Source organism: Geodermatophilus sp. SYSU D00814 (assembly GCF_054050055.1).
Map to the genome: position 1 here is coordinate 16,757 of NZ_JBJGYP010000010.1, position 20,150 is coordinate 36,906.

The following is a 20,150-nucleotide window of genomic DNA, read 5'->3' on the forward strand; positions in this document are numbered from 1 at the left end:
GCGCCACGATCAGGTCACCTGATCGTCGCGGGGCTCACTCGGCGTCGACGGGGACGACCATCCGGGCCTCGGCGAAGTGGCAGGCGCTCGGGTGGCCCTGGCCGCGGTCGACCAGCGCCGGCGCCTCCTGCGCGCAGATGTCCTGCGCCTTCCAGCAGCGGGTGCGGAACCGGCAGCCCGAGGGCGGGTCCGCGGGGCTGGGCACGTCGCCCTGCAGCAGGATCCGGTCCTTCTGCCCGCGCAGGTGCGGCTCGTGCAGCGGCACCGACGACAGCAGCGCCTGCGTGTAGGGGTGCGACGGCGAGGCGTACACCTGCTCGTCGGTGCCCTCCTCGACGATGCTGCCGAGGTACATCACCGCGACGCGGTCGGAGATGTGCCGCACCACCGACAGGTCGTGGGCGATGAACAGGTAGGACAGGCCGAACTCGTCCTGCAGGTCCTCGAGCAGGTTGACCACCTGCGCCTGCACCGAGACGTCGAGCGCCGACACCGGCTCGTCGCAGACGATCACCTCCGGCTGCAGCGCCAGCGCGCGGGCGATGCCGATGCGCTGCCGCTGCCCGCCGGAGAACTGGTGCGGGTAGCGGTTGACGTAGTCGGGGTTGAGGCCGACGCGGTCGAGCAGCTCCTGGGTGCGCTTGAGCCGGCCCTTCTTCGGGGCGACGTCGTCGTGCACCGCCCAGCCCTCGGCCACGATGTCGCCGACGGTCATCCGCGGGTTCAGCGAGGCGTAGGGGTCCTGGAAGATGATCTGCACCTCGCGCCGGTAGTCCTTGAGCGCGCGGCCGCCCATGCGGGCGACGTCCTTGCCCTTGTAGAGGATCGACCCGGCGGTCGGCCGCTCCAGCGCGACGATCAGCTTCGACACCGTCGACTTGCCGCAGCCGGACTCGCCGACCAGGCCCACGGTCTCGCCGCGGCGCAGGGTCAGGTCGACGCCGTCGACGGCGCGGACGTGGCCGATCGTGCGCTTGAAGACGATGCCCTGGGTCAGCGGGAAGTGCTTCTGCAGCCCCCGCACCTCCAGCAGCGTGTCGCCCAGCGGGCCGCGCGCCCCGGACGGCGCGGGCTTCTCCAGCGTCGGGGCCGCCGGGGCAGGAGCCGGCTTCGACAGGGACGACGCCGCGGTGGCGCCGTGCTCACGGGGCTCGGACACCGAGAACCTCCTCGCTGTAGTGGCAGGCCGCCTCGCGCCCCGGGACGACCAGCCGCAGCGGCGGGACGTCGGTCGAGCACTCGCGGCCCGGCGCGGCCTCGGCACCGAGCCGCCGGCGGGCGCAGCGCGGGTGGAACGGGCAGCCGCTCGGGATGCGCGCCAGGTTCGGCGGCTGGCCGGCGATCGGCTGCAGCCGCCCGCCCTTGGCCTCGACCTGGGGCACCGACCCCATGAGCCCCTCGGTGTAGGGGTGCGCGGGGCGGGTGAAGACGTCGTCGACGGTACCCCGCTCGACGATCTCGCCGGCGTACATGACGGCGACGTTGTCGGCCACCTCGTTGACCACGCCGAGGTCGTGGGTGATGAGGATCAACCCCATGCCCGTCTCCCGCTGCAGGTCCTTGAGCAGGTCCATGACCTGCGCCTGCACGGTGACGTCGAGGGCGGTGGTCGGCTCGTCGGCGATGAGGATGCGCGGGTCCAGCGCGATCGCCATGGCGATCATGACGCGCTGGCGCATGCCCCCGGAGAACTGGTGCGGGTAGTCGTCGACGCGGCGGGCCGCGGCGGGGATCCGCACCCGGTCCATCAGCTCGACGGCGCGCTTGCGCGCCTCCTTGCGCGACATCCCCCGGTGCGCCCGGAACATCTCGCCGATCTGGAACCCGACGCTGTAGACGGGGTTCAGCGACGACAGCGCGTCCTGGAAGATCATCGAGATGCCGGGGCCGCGGACCTTGCGCTGGTCCTCGGCCGACATTTCCAGCACGTTGCGGCCCTCGAACCAGATGCCGCCGCCGCTGATGACCGCGGGCGGGGTCTCGAGGATCCCCATGATCGCCTGGGCGGACACCGACTTGCCCGACCCGGACTCGCCGAGGATCGCCAGGGTCTCCCCCGCCGCCAGGCTGTAGCTCACGCCGTTGACGGCGTGCACGGTGCCCGAGCGCGTGCGGAACTCCACGCGCAGGTCGTCGACGTCGAGCAGCGGGGTGCCGGCGGGGGCGGCGTCGGAGCCGGGCTTGGACAGGTCGAGGTTGGTCATGCGCGCTGCCTCGGGTCGAGGGCGTCGCGCAGGGCGTCGCCCATCATCACGAACGCCATCACGGTCACGGTCAGGACGATGCTCGGGAAGAGCACCAGGTGGGGCGCGGTGCGCAGCAGCGACTGGCCGTTCTCGATCTGCAGGCCCCACGAGATCGCCGGCCGCTGCAGCCCCACACCGAGGAAGGTGAGGGTCGCCTCGGCGGCGATGAGCACGCCGATGGTGATCGTCGTGTACACGAGCACCGGCGCGACCGCGTTGGGGAGGATGTGCCGCACCAGGATGCGGCTGTTGGAGGCACCCATCGCCCGGGCGGCCGCCACGTAGTCCGAGCTCTTCACCGCGATGACCTGGGAGCGCACCAGCCGCATCGCCGTCATCCACCCGAAGGCGGCCAGGGCGATCGCCACGGCGACGACGCCGCGGCCGAGGATCCCGCTGCGCAGGACCACGATCGCGCCGAGGATGAAGGGGATGGCGTAGAAGATGTCGGTCAGCCGGCTCAGCAGGCTGTCGACCCAGCCGCCGTAGAACCCGGAGAGGGCGCCGACGACGACCCCGAGCACCAGGACGACGACGATGGCGAGCAGGCCGATGATCAGCGAGTTGCGCGCGCCGTAGACGACGTTGGCCAGGTAGTCGCAGCCCTGCTGGTCGAAGCCGAACCAGTGCTCGGCCGAGGGCTTCTGGTTGCTGTTGCTCAGGCTGCAGTCACGGGGGTCGGCGCCCCGCGCGAACAGCTGCGGGACGATCGCCATCAGCAGGAAGACCACGCCGAACACGGCGCCGATCCAGAAGAGCGGGTTGCGCTTGAGCTCGCCCCAGGCGTCGCTCCAGAGGCTGTTCTGCCGCTCGTTGGTGACGTCGATCGAGGGACTGGCCAGCCCCGTCGTCGTCCCGGCCTCGACCTCGTCCTTGCGCAGGTCCACCTGCTGCTGGTCAGTCATAGCGGATCCTCGGGTCGAGGACGGCGTAGAGCACGTCGACGACCAGGTTGAAGAAGATGAAGAAGAACACCATCAGGGTGACGATGCCGACGACGACCGCGCCCTCCTGGGCCTGGACGCTGTCGAAGACCGCGCGGCCGATGCCGGGGAGGTTGAACACCGTCTCGGTGACGATGGCGCCGCCCATCAGCGTGCCGATGTCGGCGCCGATGAAGGTGACGACCGGGATCAGGCTGTTGCGCAGCGTGTGCCGGGTGATGACCGTCCGGTTGGGCAGGCCCTTGGCCCGCGCCGTCCGGACGTAGTCCGCCCGCAGGTTCTCCGCCACGCTCGTGCGCGTCAGCCGGGCGACGTAGGCCAGCGAGCCGGACGCCAGCACCAGGCCCGGGAGCAGGTAGCTGTACCAGCCCTCCGTGATCCCGGCGATGGGGAACCACCCGGCCTTGACCCCGAGCACGTACTGGGCGACGAAGGCCAGCACCAGGATCGGGATCGCCACGATGATCGTGCTCGAGACGAGCACGACGTTGTCCAGGAAGCCGTTGCGCCGGATGCCGGCCAGCAGTCCGGCGAGGATGCCGATGACCGCCTCGATGGCGATCGCCACGATCGTCAGCCGGATCGTCACCGGCAGGCGCTGCTCGATCGTGTCGAGGACCTCCCGGCCGCGGAAGTCCGTGCCGAAGTCGCCCTGGACCAGGTCACCGAGGTACTTCACGTACTGGACCGGCAGCGGGTCGTCGAGGTTGAACTCCTCGCGGAGTTCCGCGACGACGGCCGGGGCGAGCGGTCGGTCGCCGCCGAGCGCGCGGATGGGGTCACCCGGGAGGGCGTACACCAGCGCGAAGATCAGGAAGGATGCGCCGATCAGGACGGGGATCGTCAGCAGGAGTCGGCGCGCTATGTAGCGGCCCATGTCCCCCCTCGGGTGAGCGCGCCGGTGACGATCGCCGGCGCGGGTTCATCGTGCTCCTGTCCGGGCACACGCGCCGCCGGGGGCGGCTGTCCCGTGGTGGGACGGCCACCCCCGGCGGGCGGTGGTGCGGACGGGTGGGTCAGCTGTTGACGGTCACCGCGGCGACGTCGATGTCACCGAACACGTCGATGACGACGTCGCTGACGTTCTCCGAGCGGAGCGCCTGCTCCAGGTCGAAGAACATCGGCATGATCGGCATGTCCTCCAGCAGGATGTCGTCGGCCTGCTGGTAGGCCGCGATCGCCTGCTCGTTGTCCGAGGCCCCGTTGCCCTGCTGGACGAGGGAGTCGAACTCCGGGTTGGAGTAGAACGACGCGTTCGAGCCGGCCGGCGGGAGCGCCGCGGTCGAGTACAGCGGCTCGAGGTAGTTCTGCGGGCTCGGGTAGTCCATGCTCCAGCCGAGCCGGAACGGACCGGTCATGCCCTGCTCGTCCTGCAGCGGCAGGTACTCCGAGAAGTCGAGGTCACCGCGGAGGGTGTACTCGATGCCGAGGTTCTCGCGCAGCTGGTTGCCGACGGCCTCGACCCACGCGTCGTGGCCGGCACCGGCGTTGAACCACAGGTCGATCGGCTGGCTGCGGTCGAAGCCGGCCTCGTCGAGCAGCTGGTTGGCCCGGTCGACGTCGAGGGTGCAGTACTCGCAGGCACCCTCGCGGTACCCGTCGACGACCGGCGCGATGGCGTCGTCGGCGGCCGTGCGGCTTCCGCTGAAGATCGCGTCGGAGATCGCCTGGCGGTCGACGGCCATGGACAGCGCCTGACGGACCCGCTTGTCGGAGTAGCGCGGGTCGTAGGTCGGGAACGCCATGTAGGTGAAGCCCGACGACGGCGCCTCGATGAAGCGGTCGCCGAAGGTGTCCTCGGCCCCGGCGAGTGCGTCCGGCGGCATGTCCGGGAGCACGTCGAGGTTGCCCGCCTCGACGTCGTTGAGGCCGGTGTTCAGGTCGGCGTAGACGCGGAACTCGACCTCCTCGGCCTTCGCGGGCTCGTCACCGGCGTAGTCCTCGTACCGGGTGACGGTGAAGCCCTGGCCGGGGACGAAGTCCTCGCTGGCCTGGAACGGGCCGTTGCCGACCGGCCGGGTGCCGAAGGCCTCCGGGTCCTCGAAGAAGGACTCCGGCAGCGGGTAGAAGGCGTTGTAGCCGACGGTCACCGGGAACTGGGCGAAGGGGCTGGCCAGCGTGACGGTGAAGGTCTGGTCGTCGACGACCTGCAGGCCGCTCATCTCGGTGGCGGCGGGCTCACCCGTGGGGTTGCCGGCGTCGTCGGTCGGGGCCTGGAGCTCGTCGTAGCCCTGGATGTTCGAGAAGAAGTACGAGGCGCCCTGGGCGTTGGGGCTGTAGGCGCCCCAGTTCCACGCGTCGACGAACGACTGCGCGTTCACCGGGGTGCCGTCGTGGAAGGTCCAGCCGTCCTTGAGCGTCACGGTCCAGGTGGTGTTGTCCTCGGACTCGATCGACTCGGCGACGCCGGTGTACTCGACCGCACCGTCCGCGGCGTACTGCACCAGACCGGTCCACAGGGACGAGAGGACCTGGTGCCCCTCGGACTCGGTCGTGTTGCTCGGGATCAGCGGGTTCTCGGGCTCGCCGATGTAGATGCTGAAGGTGCCGCCCTCACCACCGCCGCTGCCGCTGCCCGACTCGCTGTCGTCGCCGCCGCCACAGGCGGTCAGCAGCAGCGCGGCCGACAGACCGGTCGCGACGAGCGCCGACCGGCGCTTGCTCAACTTCACGTGCGATGCCTCCCTCGTCCCGCACCTGCGGGGGGAACGGACTGGTCGATGCTCACCCGGACGCGCTGGCCGGGCGTCGGCGTCCATCAGGTGAACACCCGGGATCGGTCCCGGAACGCCGCGAGCGACCCTAGGCAGGCCCGGGGAGGACCGTCCACGACCGTCACCGATTTGTGACCCTGGCTCACGACCTTGCGGGGCGCGATGCAAACGGCACGGTACGCGGCCCCCGTCACGACACGTGTTGCGGCCCCCGCCCGCTCATCCCGGAGGACTTCCGCCGCCCGGGTGAGCAGGGTGTCGGAACCGCAGCGGGGGGTAACCCGGGGTCCCCGAGGAGAGGAGCTCACGGTGAGCGGGATCGACAAGGTGAAGAACAAGGCCCAGGAGCTCTCCGGCGAGGGCAAGGAGCGCGTCGGCGAGGCGACCGGTGACCGCGACCTGCAGGCCGAGGGTGCCAACGACAAGGCGGCCGGCAACCTCAAGCAGGCCGGCGAGAAGGTCAAGGACGTCTTCAAGTAACGGCAGACCACCTCGCCACGGGCGCCGTCCCCGCGGGGACGGCGCCCGTGGCGTGTCAGGCGCGCCCGAGGAGGTCGCGGACGGCGGGCAGCAGCGGGCGGTCGGCGGCGATCCAGTCGAGTCCCTCGAGGTCGTCCGCGCGCACCCAGCGCAGGTCGCGGTGCTCGCGGGCGACCGGCTCCCCGGCGACCAGCCGCGCCTGCCAGACCCGCAGGGTGGAGGCGCCCGGCGCGCCCCCGGCGACGACGCCGTCGAGCGGCACCTCGCCCAGGAAGGCCTGCGGCGCGACGGTGACCCCGAGCTCCTCGGCGCACTCCCGGACCAGGGCCGCGGCCTGGTCCTCCCCCGGCTCGACCTTGCCGCCGGGGAACTCCCACAGCCCGGCCAGCGGGCCGGCGTCCCGCTGGGCGACGAGCACCTCGTCCCCCCGGACGATCGCCGCGCCCACCACCTGGACGACGTCGAGGGCGCGCAGCGCCGCCGCCGCGGCGTAGCCGTCCAGGTGCCGCCGCATCGCCCGCCGCACCCGGCGCCGCAGCACCGCCCGGTCGACCAGGCGGCCGAGCACGCCGGGCAGGCCGGTGTCCCAGACGACCCGCTCCTCGACGACGGTGCCGTGCCCGGTGGCGGTGAACGTCCGCGCGTGGGTGAGCCGGCGCCACCCCCGGCGGGGGCCGGCGGCGTAGACGTCGGACACCGGGCGGAGGGACTCGACCTCCTCCAGCGGGAACGGCCAGGGGCGGCCGAGGGCGCGGGCGACGTCGAAGGCGACGGTCAACGGCGCCGCCACGATGGTGGTGAAACGGAGCCGGTCCACCTCCCCACCCTCGCAGAGCGGGCAGGATGGGCCCCGTGCGCATCACGGCCCGGGTCGACTACGCCGTCCGCGCGGCCGTCGAGCTGGCCGCGGTGGCGCCCGACGCGCTGACCTGCGACCGCATCGCGCGGGCCCAGGACGTCCCCGCCCGCTTCCTGCAGGGCATCCTCGGCGACCTGCAGCACGCCCGGCTGGTCACCAGCCAGCGCGGCCGCGAGGGCGGCTACCGCCTGGCGCTGCCGCCGTCGGAGATCTCGATCGCGCGGGTCATGCGCGTGGAGCAGGGCTTCCTCGCCGAGGTCCACGGCCAGCGGCCCGAGGACGTCAGCTACCCCGGCGTCGCGGCGGAGCTGGCCGGCGTCTGGGTGGCCGCGCGGGAGGCCTACCGGCGGGTGCTCGAGGAGGTCACCCTCGCCGACGTCGTCGCCGGGAAGCTGCCCGGCCACGTCGCCGAGCTGGTGGCCCTCGACAGCGCCTGGCGCTCCTTCGGCGACGACCCCGCCTGAGCGGCCGCGCGTGGCTGGGCGAGACTCGGCCGGTGAGCAGCGCGCAGCACGGTGGGGTCACCGTCTTCCTCACCGGCCTGTCCGGCGCGGGCAAGTCGACGATCGCCGACGCCCTCGTCGCCGGGCTCGAGGCCGAGGGCCGGCCGGTGACGGTCCTCGACGGCGACGTCGTGCGGACTCACCTGTCCAGCGAGCTGTCCTTCTCCCGCGAGCACCGCGACCTCAACATCCGCCGCATCGGCTTCGTCGCCGGCGAGGTGGTCCGCCACGGCGGCACCGTCGTCGTCGCCGCGATCGCGCCGTACGAGCAGGCGCGCGAGGAGGCGCGGGCGCTGGTCGAGCGGCACGGCCGGTTCGTGCTCGTGCACCTGGCCACGCCGCTGGAGGTCTGCGAGGCCCGCGACGTCAAGGGCCTCTACGCGCGGGCCCGGGCCGGGGAGATCCCGGGGTTCACCGGCATCGACGACCCCTACGAGCCGCCGGCGCGCGCCGAGCTGGTGATCGACACGTCGGTCACCCCGCTGGCGGAGTCCGTGGCGCGCATCCGCGCGGCCCTCGACGGGACGGGCGACGGCGGGACACCCGCTCCCTGACCGGACGGGTCCCCCGCGCGGGTGTGCGACCATGGCAGGCGTGACGGATCGCGGCAGCCTGCTCGTCGCGCGTCTGCACGTCGACCTCGCCCGGGTCAGCAGCGCCGCCTGTCGCGCCGCGCGCTGACCACCAGTCCTCCCCGCGGCGCGAGCCGCGTCCCCGATCTGGCAGCGCGCTCCGCGCGGGTGCGAACCGGCGCGGACGGCGCAGGAAGTAGTACACCGTGTCCGCACCACCCCGTTCCGGCCGGCCGGTCCGCGGCCAGGGCCAGTGGGCGCTCGGCTACCGGGAACCGCTGAACCCGAACGAGCGCATGAAGAAGGACTCCGACGGCCTCGAGGTCCGGCAGCGGATCCTCGACATCTACGCGAGGACCGGCTTCGACGGCATCGACCCCGGTGACCTGCGCGGCCGGATGCGCTGGATGGGCCTCTACACCCAGCGGGCCCCCGGCATCCCCGGCGGCAAGACCGCGGTCCTGGAGCCCGAGGAGCTCGAGGACTCCTACTTCATGATGCGGGTGCGCACCGACGGCGGGGCGCTGACCAGCGAGCAGCTGCGCACCCTCGGCGCCATCAGCACCGAGTTCGGCCGCGACGTCGCCGACGTCACCGACCGGCAGAACATCCAGTACCACTGGATCCGCATCGAGGACGTCCCCGAGATCTGGGAGCGGCTCGAGGCGGTCGGCATGACCACGACCGAGGCCTGCGGCGACACCCCGCGCGGGATGCTCAACTGCCCGCTGGCCGGCGTCCTCGAGGACGAGGTCGTCGACGCCACCGACGTCATGGCGCAGACGGTGGCCCGGTACGTGGGTGACCCCGAGTTCAGCAACCTGCCGCGCAAGTGGAAGACGTCGATGTCGGGCTGCGTCGACCACTGCACCGAGCCGGAGATCGACGACGTCTCCTTCGTCGGCGTCGTCGGTCCCGACGGCGAGCCCGGCTTCGACCTGTGGGTCGGCGGCGGGCTGTCGACCAACCCGATGTTCGCCCAGCGGATCGGCGTGTTCGTCCGGCCGGAGGAGGTCACCGAGGTCTGGGCGGCCTGCACCTCGATCTTCCGCGACTACGGCTACCGGCGGCAGCGCAACCGGGCCCGGATCAAGTTCCTGATGGCCGACTGGGGTCCGGAGAGGTTCCGGCAGGTGCTGCAGGACGAGTACCTGCACCGTGCCCTGCCCGACGGCCCCGCCGCCGCGGCGCCCGCGCACGCCTCGCGCGACCACGTCGGCGTGGCCCGGCAGAAGGACGGCCGCAACGCCGTCGGCTTCGCGCTGCGCACCGGCCGGATCACCGGGACGGTGCTCACCCGGATCGCCGACCTCGCCGACCGGTACGGCGCCGGGCGGATCCGGACGACGACGCAGCAGAAGATGGTCGTCCTCGACGTCCCCGACGAGCACGTCGAGGACCTGGTCGCCGCGCTGGCCGAGCACGACCTGCTGGTGCGCCCGAGTGCGTTCCGCCGCGGCACCATGGCCTGCACCGGCCTGGAGTTCTGCAAGCTCGCGATCGTCGAGACCAAGCAGCACGCGCAGGACCTCTACGCCGAGCTGGAGAAGCGGCTGCCCGGCTTCGACGTGCCGATCGGGATCAACGTCAACGGCTGCCCGAACAGCTGCGCCCGGTTCCAGACCGCCGACATCGGCCTCAAGGGGTCGATGGTGCGCGACGACTCCGGCGAGATGGTGGAGGGCTTCCAGGTCCACCTCGGCGGGCACCTGGGCGTCGAGGCGTCCTTCGGCCGGAAGTTCCGCGGCCACAAGGTGACCAAGGCCGAGACGGCCGACTACTGCGAGCGGGTGCTGCGCGGCTACCTCGAGCGGCGCGAGCCGGGCGAGGGGTTCGCCGCCTACGTCGCCCGGGCCGAGGAGGCCTGGCTGCTGTGAGCGACGAGGCCGACACGCCCTCGGGCGGAAGGCAGCGCCAGCTCCCCGTGTTCCACTGCCCGTACTGCGGGGACGAGGAGCTGACCCCGTACGGGGACGGGGGCGAGTGGCACTGCGCCGCGTGCCTCCGGACCTTCACCGTCCGGCTCACCGGGACAGGAGTGCAGGCATGACCACCGCCGTGCGTGCCACGCCGGAGCTGGCCGCGGAGGCCGACGCCCGGTTCGAGGGGATCGCCGACCCGGTCGAGCAGGCCCTCGCCGTCCTCCGCTGGGCCGGCGAGACCTTCGGCGACGACTTCGCGATCACCTCGTCGATGGCCGACGGGCTGCTCGCCCACCTCGCCTCCCGGGCGGTCCCGGGCGTGCACGTCGTCTTCCTCGACACCGGCTACCACTTCGCCGAGACGATCGGCACCCGCGACTGGATCAGCGGCGTCCTGCCCATCACGCTGGTCAACGTGACGCCGGCGCAGACGGTGGCCGAGCAGGACGCCGAGCACGGCCCGGAGCTGCACCGGCGCGACCCCGACCTGTGCTGCTCGCTGCGCAAGGTGCAGCCGCTGGCGACGGCGCTGGCCGGGTACGCGGCGTGGGGCTCGGGCGTCCGGCGCGACGAGGCCGCGACCCGCGCGGGCACCCGGGTCGTCGACTGGGACGCCAAGCGGGGCATGGTGAAGGTCAACCCGCTGGCGGCCTGGACGCAGGACGACGTCGACGCCTACCTCGTCGAGCACCAGGTACCGGTCAACCCGCTGCAGGAGCTCGGGTACGCCTCCATCGGGTGCGCGCCGTGCACCCGGCCGGTCGCCCCGGGCGAGGACCCGCGCGCCGGTCGCTGGGCCGGCCGCGGCAAGACCGAGTGCGGCCTGCACCTCTGAAAGGACCTCCTCCCGCCCCACGACGCGCTCCGCGCGCCGCGGGACCCGGGGACGAGGCCGTTCCAGCACGGCAGGATGGGCACGTGCCCCGGCCGCCGAAGCTGTCCCCCGACGACGTCGCCGCCGCGCTGCGCGACCTGCCGGCGTGGTCCGGCGGGCCCGACGGCCTCCGGCGCAGCCTGGAGCTGCCCGGTTTCCCGGACGCGGTCGCCGCGCTCGTGCGCATCGCGTTCGTGGCCGAGCAGCTGGACCACCACCCCGACGTCGACCTGCGCTGGCGCACCCTGCACCTGACGCTGGTGAGCCACTCCGCCGGCGGGGTCAGCGAGCTGGACCTGGAGCTCGCCCGCCGCATCGACGGCCTCTTCCCCGGCTGAGGTTCCCCGGCTGAGACGACCGGAGCCCAAGGACTCTCCCGGCCCGCCCCTCCGCGCTCCTAGCGTGCGGCAACGAGCGGGAGGAGGCCGCCATGGCCGACGTCGTCGTGCTCGGTGGCGGGGTGTGCGGGCTCGCCTCGGCACTGCTGCTGGCCCGTGACGGGCACGAGGTGACCGTCCTGGAGCACGACCCCGACCCGGTGCCGGGCACGCCCGAGGAGGCGTGGGCGCAGTGGCACCGCGGCGGGGTCGCGCAGTTCCGCCAGCCGCACTACCTGCAGCCGCGGGCGCGGCTGGTCCTCGACGCCGAGCTGCCGGACGTCAGCGCCGCCCTCGCCGCCGCCCACGCCGTCCGCTTCGACACGCTGACCACGGCCCCGCCCACGGTGCCGCCGCTGGACCGGCGGCCGGACGACGACCGCCACGTCACGCTGACCGCCCGCCGCTGCGTGCTCGAACAGGTCCTCGGCCGCACCGCCGACGAGCAGCCGGGCATGCGGGTCCGGCGCGGCGTGACCGTCACCGGCCTGCTCACCCGGCCGCTGGACGGGCGCCCGCACGTCACCGGCGTCGCCACGACCGACGGCGAGGTGGCCGCCGACCTCGTCGTCGACGCCACGGGGCGGCGCTCGCCGCTGCCGCGGTGGCTGCTCGAGGCCGGCAGCGCCCCGGTGCAGGAGGAGTCGGTGGACAGCGGGTTCACCTACTACACCCGCTACTTCCGCTCCCGCGACGGCCGCCTGCCCGAACCCCGCGACCGGCTCAACGTCGCCCTCGGCTCCTTCTCGGTGCTCACCCTGCCCGCCGACTCCGGCACCTGGTCGGTGACCCTCTACACCGCCTCCTCCGACCGGCCGCTCAAGGAGCTGCGGCACGAGCCGGCGTGGACGGCGGTCGTGGCGGCCTGCCCCCGGCAGGCGCACTGGCTCGACGGCGAGCCGCTGACCGGGGTCCTGCCGATGACGGGGATCCTCGACCGGCACCGCCGGCTGTCCGACGGCGAGCGCCCTGTGGCCACCGGCATCGCGCCCCTGGCCGACGCGTGGGCCTGCACGAACCCCTCGATCGGCCGGGGCATCGCGCTGGGCCTGGTGCACGCGGTCGCGCTGCGCGAGGTCGTCCGGCAGCACCTCGGCGACCCGGAGGAGTTCGCGGCGGCGTGGGACGCCGACACCGAGGCCCGGCTGACCCCCTGGTACCGGGCCACGGTCGCCGTCGACCGGGCCCGGCTCGCGGACATGGACGCCGCGCGGGAGGGCCGCCCGCCGCCCTCGCCGCCCCCGCCCCCCGCGCCGGCCGCGCTCGGCCCGGCGCTGGTCCGGGCCATGGCGTTCGACGCGGAGGTCTACCGCGCCTTCATGGAGGTGGTGGACTGCCTGACCCTGCCCGCGGAGCTGTTCACCCGCCCCGGGTTCGCCGACCGGGTCCTGCAGGTGGCCGGCGAGCACGAGCACCCACCGCCGGCCGGCCCGACGCGCGAGCGGCTCCTGGAGCTCGTCGGGGCGACCTGACCGCGGGGCGCGCTCCGCTGGTCACTCCGTGACGGGGAGCACCAGCAGCCGCAGCAGCCGGTCGGCCTCGGCGTCGGGGTCCTCGGTCAGCCCGGTGTGCACCGGCCCGGGCTGCACGACGGTGCTGCGCGGCGCGGTCAGCCAGCGGAACCGCGAGCCCAGCGCCTCCCGTCCGGCCGCCCCGGCGGCGGGGTCGGCGGCGCACACGTCGGCCGCGGCCTGCAGCGCCTGCGCGATCGCCCCCGGGTCGGCCGTGGGGTCCAGCACGCGCAGCCGGTCGGCGTCGAGGTGCACCCGGCTGCCGAGGTAGTCGCGCTGCCGGCAGTAGACGAGGACGCCGGCGTTGATCGCCTCGCCGCGCTCGACCCGCGGCACCACCCGCAGGACGGCGTACTCGAAGGTCTCCCGGCTCACCGCTGGGTGATCCCCTCGGGCGGGGGCGGGCCGAGCCACGCCGGCCGGTTCTCCCCGCGCGGGGCCCGCCGCCGCGACCCGCCCTCGGCCGCCGCGGCCACCAGCCCGGGCAGCCAGGCGTCGCGGGCGGCCAGCCGGGCGAGCAGCTGGGCGACGTAGCGCTCCCGGACGTCGTCGGGGTCAGGTGACGGGCGGTCGGCCTCGGCCAGGGCACCGCCCCGAGCCTGCGAGGGGTGGGGAGGCCGGGGTCCTTCGTCCTCGAGCCAGTCGTCGGGCACCTGGCGCAGGACCTCCTCCAGCAGCGGCCGGGTGACCCGGCCGGCCAGCGCGGCGTCGGCCGCGCGGACGTCGGGCGAGCACTCCACGAGCGCGTGCTGCGAGGCGTCGTAGGGCCGGGCGACGGCGGCCCCGGCGCCGGACCAGGAGTGGTGGAAGGTCAGCGCGGCACCGTGGTCGATCAGCTGCAGCCGGCCGTGCCAGAACAGCATGTTGGGGTTGCGCCAGGACCGGTCGACGTTGCCGACGAGCGCGTCGAACCACAGCACCCGCCCGGCCGGCTCCGGCCCGACCGAGTGCGCGCCGGCCTCGAAGTCCAGCGCCCCGGGCAGGTAGTCCAGCCCCAGGTTGCGCCCGGCCGAGCGCTGCAGCAGCTCCTGCACCTCGGGGTCGGGCTCCCCCACGGCCAGCTCCGGTGCGACGTCGACGGTGACCAGGGCCGGCACCGGCAGCGCCAGCGCGCGGGCCAGCTCCCCGCACACCACCTCGGCGACCAGCACCCGCACGCCCTGGCCGGCGGCCCGCCACTTGACCACGTAGGTGCCCAGGTCGTCGGCCTCCATGAGACCGGGCAGCGAGCCACCCTCGCGCAGCGGGGTGACGTAGCGGGTGGCGGTGACGGCGGGCAGCACAGTGCCGGTCAACCTACGCCGGGCCACACTGGGCGCATGGGCCTGTTCCGGGCCGTGTCGCCCGAGGGCCTGCGCGACGCGCCGCTCACCTACGCCGAGGTCGGCGCCACCCGGGAGCCCGAGCTGCCGGCCGGCTACCTGCACGGCGCGTGGACCGAGGCGGTCGGCTCGGGGCGGGTGACGTTCGAGCGGGTGGCCGCGGCGGTGTTCGACTGGACGCCGCAGCGCAGCGTGGGCCTGCGGGTGCGCGCGAGCGGGTCGCCGGGCGAGGTCGGCACCGTCGTCGTCCTGACCGCGGGGCTGCCGCGGCTCGGCTACGACATCCCCTGCCGGGTGGTGTGGGCGTCGACCACCGGCGACGAGCGGGGCTTCGCCTACGGCACCCTGCCCGGGCACCCGGAGAGCGGCGAGGAGCGCTTCACCGTGCGGCTGGCCGAGGGCGGCGACGTCGTCGTCTCCATCCGGGTGTTCTCCCGGCTGGCCACGCCGGCCGCCCGCGCCGTGCCCCCGGTCAGCCGGTTCGTCCAGGGCCTGGCCACCCGGCGCTACCTGGCCTCGCTCCGCCGCGCCGCCCGCGGCCGATGAGTCCGCCGTCCCGGGCCGGTCGACACGGCATGGGACTGGCGCAGGACGTGGAGCGGGTGGTGTCGGAGGCCGTGGCCGCCGGAGCGGTACCGGGAGCGGCCTGGTGGGTGACCCGCGACGGCGAGGTCGCCCGCGGCGCCGCCGGCACGCACACCCCCGGCGGGGACGACCCCGTCGCCCCCGACACCGTCTTCCGCATCGCCTCGGTGACCAAGCCGGTGGTCGCCGTCGCCGCCCTCGCGCTGGTCGACGACGGCACGCTGCGCCTGGACGACCCGGTCGACCCGCACCTGCCCGAGCTGGCCGGCCCGCGCGTGCTCGCCGACCCCGCCGACCCGTCCGCCGGCACGGTCCCGGCCCGGCGGCCGGTCACGGTGCGCGACGTCCTCACGCTGCGCCTCGGGACCGGCCTGGACTTCACCGCCCCCTGGCCGACGCCGACCGTGGCCGCGCTCGGCGAGGCCGGGCTGCCGGCCGGTCCTCCGCAGCCGCAGGCCGCACCGCCGCCGGACGAGTGGCTGCGCCGGCTGGCCTCGGTCCCGCTGGCCCACCAGCCCGGGGAGCGCTGGCTCTACCACACCGGCTCCAGCGTGCTGGGCGTCCTGGTCGCCCGGGCCGGGGGCCGGCCGCTGCCCGAGGTGCTCGCCGAGCGGGTGCTCGTGCCGCTGGGGATGACCGGGACCGGCTTCGGCGTGCCCGACGCCGCCCGCCCCCGCCTGGGCCCGCACTGGGCACCGCCGGACGACGTCGGCCGGCGCGGGCTCTACGACCCGCCCGACGGGCAGTGGGCGCGTCCCCCGGCCTTCCCCGACGGCGGCGACGGGCTGGTGTCCACCGTCGACGACCTGGGCGTCCTCGCGCGCGTGCTGCTCGCCGGCGGCGAGCCGGTGCTCCGGGAGGGCACGGTGCGGGCGATGCTCACCGAGCAGGCCGGCCCGGTCGACGACGAGGGCGGCGGCTGGGGCCTGGGCCTGGGGGTGCGGCGCGAGGACGAACCCGGCGGCCGGCACGCCGGCTCCTTCGGCTGGGACGGCGGGCTGGGCGCCTCCTGGTGGACCGACCCGGTCACCGGCACGACGGCGGTGCTGCTGACCAACCAGGTGTGGGCCTCGCCCGCTCCCCCGCCGGTGTTCGAGGCGTTCCGGGCGGTGGCGTTCGGCCCGCGGTAGGCGGCCGCGCCGCGCCGTTCCCGGTTCCGCGCCGCTCCTCCGGCCGCCATGCTGCCGTCCGGGCCGCCGGGACGCCGTTCCGGCCGCCCGGAGGGCAGTGGACACGGGGGGCGGGTGTGGACGAGGGCTGCGCTGGTCGTGTCGCCGGAGGGACGGGCGACGTGTCGCGAGGACGACAGCCCTCCCCGCGGATCTCCCGGACGGTGTGCTGAGAGCGGGACCAGCCCGTTCCCGGGACGAGGGAGAGGCCGTGTTCGAGGCACTGGGTCGCGCCGTGTACCGCCGGCGCCGGTGGGTCCTGGCGCTCTCCCTCGCGTTCGTCGCCGTCGCCGGCGCCTGGGGCACCGGCGTCTTCGGCCAGATGACCGGCGGCGGCTTCTCCGACCCCGACAGCGAGAGCTCCCGGGCCGCCGAGGTCGCCGAGCGCGAGCTGGGCCGCAGCACCGCCGACGTCGTCGTCCTGTACTCCAGCGACACCACGACGGTCGACGACCCCGCCTACGCCGAGGCGGTCACCTCCACGCTCGACTCCCTGCCCGGGGACGACGTGCTCCGGACGGTCTCGTACTTCGACACGGGCGCGGCGTTCCTGGTGAGCGACGACCGGCGCAGCACCTACGCCGTCCTCAGCCTGCGGGGTGACGAGGACGAGCGGGAGGACGTCCTCGACGCCGTCGAGGACGACCTGGCCGCCCCGGGGCTGACCACCCGGCTCGGCGGCGAGGTGACCCTCAACCGGGACATGAACACCCAGGTCAGCGAGGACATCGCGACGGCGGAGACGATCTCGCTGCCGGTCCTGGCGGTCCTCCTCGTCGTGATCTTCGGCGGCCTCGCCGCGGCCGGGCTGCCCCTGGCCATCGGGGTGACGGCGATCCTCGGCTCGTTCGCGGCCCTGCGCGCCTTCGGGCTGGTCACCGACGTGTCGATCTTCGCGGTCAACGTGGTGACCGTGCTGGGCCTCGGGCTGGCGATCGACTACGGGCTGTTCGTGGTCAGCCGGTTCCGGGAGGAGGTCCGCCGGCAGGCGTCCGTGGAGGACGCCCTCGCCCGGACCATGGCGACCGCCGGCCGCACGGTCGCCGTCTCCGGCGTCACCGTCGCGCTGTCGCTGGCCGGGCTGCTGATCTTCCCGCAGGTGTTCCTGCGCTCGATGGGCTTCGGCGGGATGAGCGCGGTCCTGGTCGCCATGCTGGCCGCACTCACCCTGCTGCCGGCGCTGCTGGCCGTGCTCGGTCCCCGCGTCGACGCGCTCTCGCTGCGCTCGCTCGGCCGTCGACGTCGGCGGCCCGCGCACGCCCGGGAGCGTGACGGGGCCTGGTACCGGATCGCGCACAGCGTGATGCGCCGTCCGGTCGTCTACGCCGTCGTGGTGGGTGGGTTGCTGGTCGCGCTGGCCCTGCCGTTCGCCCGGGCGGAGTTCGGCGGCATCGACGTGCGCGCCATGCCCGAGGGCGCGGAGAGCCGGGTGGTCGCCGAGACGATCGAGCGGGACTTCCCCCCGAGCCCGTCCGGCCCGGTCGAGGCGGTCGTCACCCTGCCGGGCGCCGCGGACTCACCCGAGGGCGCCGCCGCGCTGCAGTCCTACGTCGCCGCGGTCGCGGCCGTCCCGGGCGTGGACGGCGCCGCGGTCGCCGAGGTCGCCGGGAGCACGGCACGGGTGGTGGTCGCCGCCGACGTGAACGCGATGGGCGCCGAGGGCCGGGACCTGGTGGCCGCGATCCGGCAGGTGCCCGCTCCCGGGGGCGCCGTCGTCCTCGTCGGCGGCACGGCAGCGGTGTACGCCGACCTGCTCGACAGCCTCGGCGCGCTGCTCCCGTGGATGGCCCTGCTGGTGGCCCTGACGTCGTTCGTGCTGCTGTTCCTGGCCTTCGGCTCGGTCGTGCTGCCGATCAAGGCCGTCCTGATGAACGTCCTGTCGCTGGGCGCCTCCTTCGGCGCGCTGGTGTGGATCTTCCAGGACGGTCACCTCTCCGGGGTCCTGGGCTTCACCCCGACCGGGTTCATCGAGGCCACCTCGCCGATCCTGGTGCTCGCCATCGTCTTCGGGCTGTCGATGGACTACGAGGTCTTCCTGATGTCCCGGATCCGGGAGCAGTACGACCTGACCGGCGACAACACCGCCGCGGTGGCCACCGGCCTGCAGCGCACGGGCGGGATCATCACCAGCGCCGCGCTGCTGCTCGTGGTGGTGATCGGCGCCTTCTCCGTCTCCGGCGTCGTGCTGATCAAGATGATCGGGGTGGCGATGCTCATCGCGATCGTGGTCGACGCGACCGTCGTGCGGGCCCTGCTGGTGCCGGCCACCATGCGGCTCCTCGGCCGGGCGAACTGGTGGGCGCCGGAGCCGCTGGGCCGGTTCTACGCCCGCTACGGGATCCGCGAGTCCGCCACCGGGCCGGCGCACGCGGCGGGCCGGGGACTCGCCGCCGCGCGCTGAGCCGCGCTCGGCCCCTGGCTACACGTCGCGCCGCTCGAGCAGCACCGCGCCGGCGACCCACGCCGCGGTGGCCCACGCGCCGGCGACCGCGAGACCCACCGGCCAGCCGGTGGGGACGGCGAGGAACGCGTCCTCCCCCACCCGCAGCGCGGGCATCGCCTGCGACAGCAGCTCGGCGCCCGCCCCGCCGGCCAGCGCCAGCGCCGGCGGGGCGACGAAGACCAGGGCCACCCCCAGGCCCACCGCCCCCGCGGTCGACCGCAGCACCGCTCCCAGGCCCGCGGCCAGCACGGTGACCAGCACCGCCCCGGCCACCTGCAGGGCGGCGGGGCGGAGCACGTCCGGGTCGGTGAGCGACAGGCCTCCGGGGACGGCGACGAGCACCCGCGCCGCCAGCGCGCAGGCCGCCACCAGCGGCGCGGTGGTCAGCGCCGCCCACCCCGCGACGACGGCGGTCTTCGCCGCCAGCAGCCGCGTGCGGCGCGGCACCGCCGCCAGCGAGGCCAGCGCCATCCCGGTGGCGGACTCCGCGGTCACCGCGAGCACCCCGAGGACGACCAGCACCACCTGGCCGAACGCGAAGCCGGTGAGCACCACCCCGACGGCGGCGTCGGCGGTCGGCGCGCTGTGCGTGGTGGCGGCGGCCAGCCAGGCGAAGGAGCCGGTCACGAGCAGGTACACCCCGGTGCACCACCACGTGGAGCGCAGCGTGCGCAGCTTGGTCCACTCGCTGCGCAGCACCGCGGTCAGCGCGACGCTCACGCCGCACCGGCCCGGTACTCGACGTCCTCCCCGGTGAGCGCCAGGTAGGCCGCCTCCAGCGAGGCCGTGACCGTGGCCAGCTCGTGCACCGGCGCTCCGGCGGCGAAGGCGACGTCGCCGACGGCCGCGGCGGACAGCCCGTCGACCCGCAGCGCGCCGTCGGGCTGCGGCGACACCGCGCCCCCGGCCCGGTGCAGCGCCGCCGCCAGCACCGGCGCCCGCGGGCTGCGCACCCGCACCGACGCGCCGCGGCCCAGCAGGTCGGTCATCGCGACGTCGGCGAGCAGCCGGCCGCGCCCGAGCACCACCAGGTGGTCGGCGGTGTCCTCCATCTCGCTCATCAGGTGGCTGGAGACCAGCACGGTGCGGCCCTCGGCGGCGAGGTCGCGCAGCAGCCCGCGCACCCAGTGGATGCCCTCGGGGTCCAGGCCGTTGACCGGCTCGTCGAGCAGCAGCACCTCGGGGTCGCCCAGCAGCGCCGCGGCGATGCCCAGCCGCTGACCCATGCCGAGGGAGAAGCCGCGGACCCGCTCGTGCGCCACGGCGCCGAGGCCCACCAGGTCGACGACGTCGTCGACGCGGGACGCCGACAGGGCGTTGCTCTGCGCCAGCGCGAGCAGGTGGGCGTACGCGGTGCGGCCCGGGTGGCGGGCCCGCGGGTCGACCAGCGCACCCACCCGGCGCATCGGGACGTCGAGCTCCCGGTAGGGCACGCCGAGGACGGTCGCGGTCCCCGCGGTGGGCCGGGTGAGCCCGAGGACGCAGCGCATCGTCGTCGTCTTGCCCGAGCCGTTGGGGCCGAGGAAGCCGGTGACCCGGCCCGGGGGGACGGTGAAGGACACGTCGTCGACGGCGACGCGGGTGCGGTAGCGCTTGGTCAGCCCGTCGACCTCGGTCACGCGGACAGTC

General features: G+C 74.6%; 21 protein-coding genes. 11 read left to right on the forward strand and 10 right to left on the reverse strand.

The window, feature by feature from the left end; translation table 11 throughout:
- Positions 1-34: 34 nt before the first annotated feature.
- From ACI780_RS09445 to ACI780_RS09465, 5 genes are all read right to left on the reverse strand, one after another.
- Positions 35-1,159 carry an ABC transporter ATP-binding protein gene (locus tag ACI780_RS09445; RefSeq protein WP_456872178.1) on the reverse strand — a complete coding sequence of 375 codons (1,125 nt, stop codon included), beginning with the start codon at positions 1,157-1,159 and terminating at the stop codon, positions 35-37.
- Entirely contained in the window at positions 1,143-2,204 is a 1,062-nt protein-coding gene (locus ACI780_RS09450) for an ABC transporter ATP-binding protein (protein ID WP_457002438.1), read from the reverse strand. Before ACI780_RS09450 ends, ACI780_RS09445 begins: the two co-directional genes overlap by 17 nt.
- Complete coding sequence (locus tag ACI780_RS09455; protein ID WP_456872176.1) at positions 2,201-3,151, reverse strand: ABC transporter permease; 951 nt, start codon at positions 3,149-3,151, stop codon at positions 2,201-2,203. Before ACI780_RS09455 ends, ACI780_RS09450 begins: the two co-directional genes overlap by 4 nt.
- A complete protein-coding gene (locus tag ACI780_RS09460) occupies positions 3,144-4,067 on the reverse strand; it encodes an ABC transporter permease (RefSeq protein WP_456872175.1) in 924 nt (307 codons plus the stop codon). The genes ACI780_RS09455 and ACI780_RS09460 overlap by 8 nt, the downstream gene beginning before the upstream one ends.
- Positions 4,068-4,206: 139 nt before the next feature.
- A complete protein-coding gene (locus ACI780_RS09465; protein ID WP_456872174.1) occupies positions 4,207-5,862 on the reverse strand; it encodes a peptide ABC transporter substrate-binding protein in 1,656 nt (551 codons plus the stop codon).
- A gap of 351 nt (positions 5,863-6,213) precedes the next feature.
- On the opposite strand from ACI780_RS09465, the gene ACI780_RS09470 reads away from it, so the two are divergent.
- Positions 6,214-6,384 (forward strand): CsbD family protein, encoded by a 171-nt coding sequence (locus ACI780_RS09470; protein WP_457002442.1) that lies wholly within the window; start codon positions 6,214-6,216, stop codon positions 6,382-6,384.
- Between the two features lie 55 nt (positions 6,385-6,439).
- Here ACI780_RS09470 and ACI780_RS09475 read toward each other — a convergent pair whose 3' ends face one another.
- Positions 6,440-7,201 carry a (deoxy)nucleoside triphosphate pyrophosphohydrolase gene (locus tag ACI780_RS09475; protein WP_457002444.1) on the reverse strand — a complete coding sequence of 254 codons (762 nt, stop codon included), beginning with the start codon at positions 7,199-7,201 and terminating at the stop codon, positions 6,440-6,442.
- A gap of 26 nt (positions 7,202-7,227) precedes the next feature.
- Between ACI780_RS09475 and ACI780_RS09480 the strand changes: the two genes are divergently transcribed.
- The 7 genes from ACI780_RS09480 to ACI780_RS09510 all read left to right on the forward strand — a co-directional run bounded on the left by ACI780_RS09480 (position 7,228) and on the right by ACI780_RS09510 (position 12,963).
- Positions 7,228-7,707: an RrF2 family transcriptional regulator gene (locus ACI780_RS09480; protein ID WP_456872171.1), complete on the forward strand. Its 480-nt coding sequence runs from the start codon at positions 7,228-7,230 to the stop codon at positions 7,705-7,707.
- A 32-nt stretch (positions 7,708-7,739) separates the two neighbouring features.
- Positions 7,740-8,300 carry an adenylyl-sulfate kinase gene (cysC, locus tag ACI780_RS09485; RefSeq protein ID WP_457002447.1) on the forward strand — a complete coding sequence of 187 codons (561 nt, stop codon included), beginning with the start codon at positions 7,740-7,742 and terminating at the stop codon, positions 8,298-8,300.
- Between the two features lie 31 nt (positions 8,301-8,331).
- Positions 8,332-8,427, forward strand: coding sequence for a putative leader peptide (locus ACI780_RS09490; protein WP_456872169.1), 96 nt, complete (start codon positions 8,332-8,334; stop codon positions 8,425-8,427).
- A gap of 97 nt (positions 8,428-8,524) precedes the next feature.
- Complete coding sequence (locus ACI780_RS09495) at positions 8,525-10,195, forward strand: nitrite/sulfite reductase (RefSeq protein ID WP_457002450.1); 1,671 nt, start codon at positions 8,525-8,527, stop codon at positions 10,193-10,195.
- Positions 10,196-10,364: 169 nt separating this feature from the next.
- Complete coding sequence (locus ACI780_RS09500; RefSeq protein ID WP_457002452.1) at positions 10,365-11,075, forward strand: phosphoadenylyl-sulfate reductase; 711 nt, start codon at positions 10,365-10,367, stop codon at positions 11,073-11,075.
- 83 nt (positions 11,076-11,158) lie between these two features.
- On the forward strand, positions 11,159-11,452 hold the full coding sequence (locus ACI780_RS09505; protein WP_457002454.1) for a 4a-hydroxytetrahydrobiopterin dehydratase: 294 nt from the start codon (positions 11,159-11,161) through the stop codon (positions 11,450-11,452).
- A gap of 92 nt (positions 11,453-11,544) precedes the next feature.
- Complete coding sequence (locus tag ACI780_RS09510) at positions 11,545-12,963, forward strand: NAD(P)/FAD-dependent oxidoreductase (RefSeq protein WP_457002456.1); 1,419 nt, start codon at positions 11,545-11,547, stop codon at positions 12,961-12,963.
- Positions 12,964-12,984: 21 nt separating this feature from the next.
- On the opposite strand, the gene ACI780_RS09515 is transcribed toward ACI780_RS09510, so the two are convergent.
- Complete coding sequence (locus ACI780_RS09515; RefSeq protein WP_456872163.1) at positions 12,985-13,377, reverse strand: DUF3037 domain-containing protein; 393 nt, start codon at positions 13,375-13,377, stop codon at positions 12,985-12,987.
- Positions 13,374-14,285, reverse strand: coding sequence for a HipA family kinase (locus tag ACI780_RS09520; RefSeq protein ID WP_457002458.1), 912 nt, complete (start codon positions 14,283-14,285; stop codon positions 13,374-13,376). Before ACI780_RS09520 ends, ACI780_RS09515 begins: the two co-directional genes overlap by 4 nt.
- 36 nt (positions 14,286-14,321) lie before the next feature.
- On the opposite strand from ACI780_RS09520, the gene ACI780_RS09525 reads away from it, so the two are divergent.
- The 3 genes from ACI780_RS09525 to ACI780_RS09535 all read left to right on the forward strand — a co-directional run bounded on the left by ACI780_RS09525 (position 14,322) and on the right by ACI780_RS09535 (position 18,479).
- On the forward strand, positions 14,322-14,870 hold the full coding sequence (locus ACI780_RS09525; RefSeq protein ID WP_457002460.1) for a DUF1990 family protein: 549 nt from the start codon (positions 14,322-14,324) through the stop codon (positions 14,868-14,870).
- A 29-nt stretch (positions 14,871-14,899) separates the two neighbouring features.
- On the forward strand, positions 14,900-16,039 hold the full coding sequence (locus tag ACI780_RS09530; RefSeq protein WP_457002462.1) for a serine hydrolase domain-containing protein: 1,140 nt from the start codon (positions 14,900-14,902) through the stop codon (positions 16,037-16,039).
- 250 nt (positions 16,040-16,289) lie between these two features.
- Positions 16,290-18,479: an MMPL family transporter gene (locus ACI780_RS09535; protein WP_457002464.1), complete on the forward strand. Its 2,190-nt coding sequence runs from the start codon at positions 16,290-16,292 to the stop codon at positions 18,477-18,479.
- An 18-nt stretch (positions 18,480-18,497) separates the two neighbouring features.
- On the opposite strand, the gene ACI780_RS09540 is transcribed toward ACI780_RS09535, so the two are convergent.
- Together ACI780_RS09540 and ACI780_RS09545 are read right to left on the reverse strand one after the other, a co-directional pair.
- Complete coding sequence (locus ACI780_RS09540) at positions 18,498-19,241, reverse strand: ABC transporter permease (protein WP_457002466.1); 744 nt, start codon at positions 19,239-19,241, stop codon at positions 18,498-18,500.
- Positions 19,238-20,140, reverse strand: coding sequence for an ATP-binding cassette domain-containing protein (locus ACI780_RS09545; protein WP_457002469.1), 903 nt, complete (start codon positions 20,138-20,140; stop codon positions 19,238-19,240). Before ACI780_RS09545 ends, ACI780_RS09540 begins: the two co-directional genes overlap by 4 nt.
- Positions 20,141-20,150: the final 10 nt, after the last annotated feature.

Coding starts and splice junctions, on each gene's coding strand:
- ACI780_RS09525 (WP_457002460.1), top strand. CDS start 14,322: ATGGGCCTGTTCCGGGCCGTGTCGCCCGAGGGCCTGCGCGACGCGCCG.
- ACI780_RS09510 (WP_457002456.1), top strand. CDS start 11,545: ATGGCCGACGTCGTCGTGCTCGGTGGCGGGGTGTGCGGGCTCGCCTCG.
- ACI780_RS09460 (WP_456872175.1), bottom strand. CDS start 4,067: ATGGGCCGCTACATAGCGCGCCGACTCCTGCTGACGATCCCCGTCCTG.
- ACI780_RS09450 (WP_457002438.1), bottom strand. CDS start 2,204: ATGACCAACCTCGACCTGTCCAAGCCCGGCTCCGACGCCGCCCCCGCC.
- ACI780_RS09455 (WP_456872176.1), bottom strand. CDS start 3,151: ATGACTGACCAGCAGCAGGTGGACCTGCGCAAGGACGAGGTCGAGGCC.
- ACI780_RS09500 (WP_457002452.1), top strand. CDS start 10,365: ATGACCACCGCCGTGCGTGCCACGCCGGAGCTGGCCGCGGAGGCCGAC.
- ACI780_RS09480 (WP_456872171.1), top strand. CDS start 7,228: ATGGGCCCCGTGCGCATCACGGCCCGGGTCGACTACGCCGTCCGCGCG.
- ACI780_RS09530 (WP_457002462.1), top strand. CDS start 14,900: ATGGGACTGGCGCAGGACGTGGAGCGGGTGGTGTCGGAGGCCGTGGCC.
- ACI780_RS09490 (WP_456872169.1), top strand. CDS start 8,332: ATGGCAGGCGTGACGGATCGCGGCAGCCTGCTCGTCGCGCGTCTGCAC.